Origin of the sequence: Mycolicibacterium agri (assembly GCF_002553505.1) — a bacterium.
Classification (GTDB): Bacteria; Actinomycetota; Actinomycetes; order Mycobacteriales; family Mycobacteriaceae; genus Mycobacterium; species Mycobacterium agri.
The window spans coordinates 1-5,316 of sequence record NZ_PDCP01000165.1 but is presented as its reverse complement, the minus strand read 5'-3'; the positions used below and the strand labels follow the sequence as shown (position 1 = coordinate 5,316).

The following is a 5,316-nucleotide window of genomic DNA, read 5'->3' as shown; positions in this document are numbered from 1 at the left end:
CATAATCCAGGGATAAGCCTTCAGATACACAACAACCTCCAACAAGGTGGCTGTTGCAATCACCCCCAGAAATCGCCGTCGATGTCATCGAGGATTTGGCAGATCCTAAGGATGCGACTGTACCGGCGTTTCACGTGGTGGCCCCGTCACTACCGGGCTTCGGGTTCAGCGACAAGCCGGCCACCACGGGGTGGGGAACCGAAAAGATCGCGGCCGCATGGGTGCAACTGATGGGACGGCTCGGCTACGACAAATTCTTGGCCCACGGCGGCGACTGGGGAGGCAACATCACCACGGTTCTCGGCGGCAGGTTTCCCGCGCATCTCCTCGGCATCCACTCGTTGTTCGCGGAGGCGCCGCCGGGATTATCGACAGCCGGACTCACGCCGATCGAGCGCAAGTGGACCGAGGAAACCCGCGAATTCTGGGGTCGTCGTGCGGCGTACGCGAAGCAGCAAGCGACCCGACCGCAGACCATCGGCTACTCGCTTGTCGACTCACCGGTCGGGCTGCTCGCGTGGATCCTCGACAAGTTCGCTGAATGGTCTGATACCGAAGACAGTCCGTTCGAGACGATTTCGCGAGATCGCATTCTCGACGACGTCACGCTGTATTGGCTCACACGGAGTGGCGCGTCGGCGGCCCGCATCTACTACGAAAGCCACAACTCGCTGGATCCCGAACTTCGCGTCGACGTCCCGTCGGCAATCACCATGTATCCCCGTGACATTGAGAGGTCGCCGCGGCCTTGGGCGCAGGAACGGTACCGACAGATGGTCCGCTGGAATACCCCCGAACGCGGGGGACATTTCCCGTCGCTGGAAGTTCCCGAGTACTTCGTCATGGATCTCCGTGAAGGCCTCGCGGCGGTGCTGGCCGCGGCGTAATACGCACAGGCCGCCGATGTGAGTGTCCCTTCACGGACAATTGGCAAGAATTAAGCGTTCTTGTCGGTGCCGAGTCGGACGAGGGGTATGAACACTGTGTCCACAATCTCCTCAATTGCCTCATCGGTCAACGGTTTCAGCGTGAACAGGACATCGTGGCGCAGCAGGTCGACGGGTAACCGTGCAATCCGGCCGGTAACCTGGCCGGGCCGGATCTCGCCACGGTCGACGGCGCGTGCGATGAGCTCATCCATGAGGACGCCTTGTTCAGCTTCAATCGCCTCGCGCAGATCGGCGATGTTGGTGCCGGTGTCGCGGTAGAAGCTATCGAGCCGGGTCATAGCGGTGACAGCCAGGTGGTGGCGTTGACTGTTGGCCTGGCGCAGCAGGCTGATCACGTCGCCGCGCAAGCTGCCGGTGTCCGGCACCGTGAGTGGATCCTTCTTGCTTGCCGCAATTAGCGCGGCATGCACGAGTTGCGGCTTTCCCGGCCAGCGCCGGTACAGCACGGCCCGGCTGGTACAAGCACGGGCGGCGACGCCGTCAATGGTGAAGTCGTCGTAACCGCGCTCATTCAGTTCGTCCCAGGCCGCGGCCAGCAGCGCGGCCTCCAGCGCGGGACCGCGGCGACGCTGCGGAGCGGAGCCGGGCTTAAGAGACATTGCGTTTCCTAAAGACCATCGCTACTCTTCGTTTAGATACACAGTGGATCTTAACCCCTGAGGAGGCTTCTTGATGCGCGTTTTGGTTTCCGGCGCGGGCATGGCCGGGCTGTCTGCGGGCATCAATCTCGGCAATGCCGGGCATGACGTCACCATCGTCGAACGCGCACAACATCTTCGGGTCAACGGATCACCGATCGACATTCGGGGCGAGTCGCTGAATGTCGCCCGGCAGATGGGCATCCTCGATGAGGTCCGGGCCCGACGGGTGGACATGACTGAGCGCGGCTGCCTGGTTGACGAGAACGGCAACCGAGTGGCCGAACTACCGTTCGCCGAGATCAACGACAGCCCTGACGACATCGAAATTCCGCGAGAAGACTTGGCGCACGTGCTACGCAATGCCCTCGGGTCATCCGTGACGTTGACGTTCGGCGAGTCGGTCGCCGAACTACACGACGACGGCCGCGGCGTCGACGTGCTGTTCACCTCTGGTGGGCGAGCCCGCTACGACCTGGTGGTGGGCGCCGACGGTCTGCACTCGGCAACCCGCAGGCTAATTTTCGGGTCCGAGCACCAGTACCTGCGTCATCTCGGCTTCTACACCGCCATAGCGCACGCACCTGACTACCACGCCACCGGTACCCCCAACCCGATCTACAACTTCCCGGGACACTTGGCTGGGATATTCACCTATCGCGACGTGACGTTGGCGGTGCTGAACTTCCGCTCCTCGTGGATTGATTACGATTATCACGACCTCGATGCGCAGAAGCGCATCCTTACCGCTGAATTCGGCGGACACAAGCGGTGGCGAGTTCCAGAGCTGCTCGACGCGGCATGCCGTGACCCTGAACTGTACTTCGACTCCGTCAGCCAGATCGACATGCCATCGTGGCATCGCGGGCGGGTCGTGCTGGTCGGCGACGCCGCCTACTGCGCATCCCCAATGTCCGGCCGCGGAACCAGCCTGGCCCTCACCGGAACATGGTTGCTGGCACAGGCTTTGGCCGAGCATACCGATAACCTGGACGCAGCGTTCGCTCAATATGAGCGTGACCAACGCCCGCACGTCACATACGCCCAAGGCACCGCCCTTGCGGGCGGCGAGTGGATGATTCCCGCCACCCAGGAAGACATCGACACGCGCAACCGCAAACTGGCTCAAGCCAGTTGATCTATCAAAGCCATCGCGACATCACTCACCGATCTTCGTAATGCACTGCGATGCCTGCACGCCCTGGCGCTAATTCAGGTCGCAACACAAGGTCGTCGTCGTAATCGCCGCCGTTTTGGCGCCGGAACGGAATCGGTTGGTCCTCTTCAAGGTTTTCCAACCGGTCGTGCAGTTCAGCAGTCGCGTCGTCGAACTCCGTATCAGACAGTCGGTCTGCGCCATTTACGCACATCGGTGGCAGGGGAGCGATTCCGACATACCACAGGGTGCCGTGCAGCAAGGGGAAGAGCACCTCGTCGAGTCGACCGTTGATGCCGCGCGGACCGAGCGCAGCAGGCGGGCTTCCGCTGGTCAGGATCGTTAGTGCCTTCTTGCCAGCCAGTGGGCCGTCACCGTAACGCAGTGTGCGGCTCGGGTTCTGGGGATCGCGGATGCCGTAGGCGAAGCCTTTCACAAAGACCCGATCGATCCATCCCTTGAGAATGGCCGGAACGCTGTACCACCACAGCGGAAACTGGAGGACGACGACATCGGCCCACTCAAGCTTGCGCTGCTCGGCAACGACGTCGAGGCTGAGGGTGCCAGACAGGAAGGCGCGCTGCGACTCTCGACTCACCGAAAATCGACCCTCGATGTCTTGGCTGCAGTCGTCGCGGTCGACCTGTGCCTTCCATTTCATGGCGTAGAGGTCGGAGACCTGGTAGTCGTGCCCCAGTTCGGTGAGGATCTGCAGCCCTTCTTTCATCAACGAACCGTTGAGTGACGATTGCTCGGGGTGGGCGAACACCCACAGCACTTTCACGACACAACTCCTCTTCCATCGCGTCTCGTCGGTCGCGCCCGGTATGTCCAGGATGACCAGCGGCGCGGGGCCGCGCTAGTGGCCCGCGGGTCAATACATGAAAGAATCGGGCCATGGGCTCTCGCCGGAGCTTGCACCGGGTCGTGGTGTTCGTACGCGATGGACTGATCCCGCTGGAAGTCGGGATACCGCACCGCCTGTTCGGGCAGGCGCGATCCGTGCGTGGGTCTCGCCTCTACGAAGTGGTGACGGCCACACTCATACCGGGTGAAGTGCGCACCGACACAGACTTCACGATCAACGTCCCGAACGGGCCCGAGCTTCTGGCAGAGGCCGACACGGTGATCATCCCGGCCTCGGATGAGGATTACGAACCTCCCACCCAGGGCCAGTTGAGCCCCAGGCTCACGAAGGCGCTGTCGCATGTCCGTCCTGGCACCCGGATGGCCTCGATCTGCACCGGGTCGTTCGTGCTCGCAGCGGCTGGCTTCCTCGACGGCCGACGAGCCACGACCCATTGGCGATCCGCCGCCGACTTCCGGCGCATGTTTCCGCACATCGAACTCGATCCGAATGTTCTGTTCACTGATTGCGACAATGTGCTGACCTCCGCCGGCGTAGCGTCGGGCCTGGACCTGTGCTTGCACATGATTCGGCGCGACTTCGGTTCTGCAGTCGCCAACGAGGTTGCCCGCGGCACTGTCACGCCTCCGCACCGCGATGGTGGCCAAGCGCAGTACATTGACCGCCTGGTTCCCGAGCCGACTGCCGCCACCACCAGTGCCGCACGGGCATGGGCGATGGAGCGGCTGGACCGCGCCATCACGCTCGACGACATGGCCGCCGTGAGCGGGGTCAGCAAGCGGACGTTCACCCGCCGGTTCCGGGAGGAAACTGGCATGTCGCCAATGCAGTGGTTGACCGAGCAGCGTCTGCACCGCGCCCGAGAATTGCTGGAGCAGACGGACTTACCGGTGGATCGTGTCGCTACCGCCTCGGGGTTGGGCAGTGGCACCGCGTTGCGCCAACTATTCGCGTCCACGATGGGTGTGGCGCCGAGCGCTTACCGCAACACGTTCCGCGGCCGCACGCCGCCCGAGGGCAGTTCTGACCAGCCGACAATCGCGGTGTAGCCGACGAGTCTGTCGCCCCATCCTTGTCTCACAGCGTCGGCGCCTAAAAGGGCAGCGGGGGATGAGGTCTGGACCGATGATGGACATGGCCACTCACCATTGAGCGACACAGCAGCCGTCGAGAGGTGAGCACAGGCATGGAGATGAACCAGTGGGCCGACTTCTCAGTCAGCGCCGAGAGCGATCGCGTGTGGCGCGGGTCACAATCAACAACCCGCCGATCAATCTGGTGACACCAGAGTTTCTCGTCGATCTGCCCGACCTGATCGATCAGATGCAGGCGTCGACCGATGTGCATGGACTCACGTTCGGCAGCACCACCGTCATTGAGACGGGCGCTGAGTCCCACCGTGTGGACCATGGCAATAGGCGTGCCGCCAGCTGAATTCGGGTGGCGATTTCAGGCAGTGGATGCAACAGCGGGTGGTTTTGGCGGGTTTGAGAGTAGCTCGTCGAGGACTTCAGCGGGTTTCTTCCAGCCGAGGGTTTTGCGGGGTCGGGTGTTGAGTTGGGCGGCAACGTAGTCGAGGTAGTCGGCCGGGAACACTGATAGGTCGGTGCCTTTAGCAAAGTATTGACGCAGCAGCCCGTTGGTGTTCTCGTTACTGCCGCGTTGCCATGGCGAGTGCGGATCGCAGAAGTAGATATCGAGCTC

6 protein-coding genes and 1 pseudogene are annotated in these 5,316 nt (G+C 62.4%); 4 read left to right on the top strand and 3 right to left on the bottom strand.

The window, feature by feature from the left end; all coding sequences use genetic code 11:
• Positions 1 to 77 precede the first annotated feature (77 nt).
• Positions 78 to 887 (top strand): annotated as a pseudogene (locus tag CQY20_RS33170) (alpha/beta fold hydrolase); the annotation flags it as partial.
• A gap of 50 nt (positions 888 to 937) precedes the next feature.
• On the opposite strand, the gene CQY20_RS33165 reads toward CQY20_RS33170, so the two are convergent.
• Positions 938 to 1,549 (bottom strand): TetR/AcrR family transcriptional regulator, encoded by a 612-nt coding sequence (locus CQY20_RS33165; protein WP_174814622.1) that lies wholly within the window; start codon positions 1,547 to 1,549, stop codon positions 938 to 940.
• Between the two features lie 73 nt (positions 1,550 to 1,622).
• Here CQY20_RS33165 and CQY20_RS33160 point away from each other — a divergent pair, with 73 nt between their 5' ends.
• Entirely contained in the window at positions 1,623 to 2,726 is a 1,104-nt protein-coding gene (locus CQY20_RS33160; protein WP_097945492.1) for an FAD-dependent monooxygenase, read from the top strand.
• Between the two features lie 25 nt (positions 2,727 to 2,751).
• Here the strand turns inward: CQY20_RS33160 and CQY20_RS33155 are convergent, their stop codons facing one another.
• Positions 2,752 to 3,528, bottom strand: a complete 777-nt coding sequence (locus CQY20_RS33155; protein WP_097945489.1) for an NAD(P)H-dependent oxidoreductase — start codon at positions 3,526 to 3,528, stop codon at positions 2,752 to 2,754.
• 113 nt (positions 3,529 to 3,641) lie between these two features.
• On the opposite strand from CQY20_RS33155, the gene CQY20_RS33150 reads away from it, so the two are divergent.
• Together CQY20_RS33150 and CQY20_RS33145 are read left to right on the top strand one after the other, a co-directional pair.
• Positions 3,642 to 4,661 (top strand): GlxA family transcriptional regulator, encoded by a 1,020-nt coding sequence (locus CQY20_RS33150; RefSeq protein ID WP_174814621.1) that lies wholly within the window; start codon positions 3,642 to 3,644, stop codon positions 4,659 to 4,661.
• 190 nt (positions 4,662 to 4,851) lie between these two features.
• The gene (locus CQY20_RS33145; RefSeq protein WP_097945486.1) at positions 4,852 to 5,046 is read left to right on the top strand and encodes a hypothetical protein; all 195 of its coding nucleotides are present in this window, start codon (positions 4,852 to 4,854) and stop codon (positions 5,044 to 5,046) included.
• Positions 5,047 to 5,061: 15 nt separating this feature from the next.
• Here CQY20_RS33145 and CQY20_RS33140 read toward each other — a convergent pair.
• Positions 5,062 to 5,316 (bottom strand): IS30 family transposase (locus CQY20_RS33140; protein ID WP_109789712.1); only part of this gene is annotated, 255 nt, incomplete at its 5' end.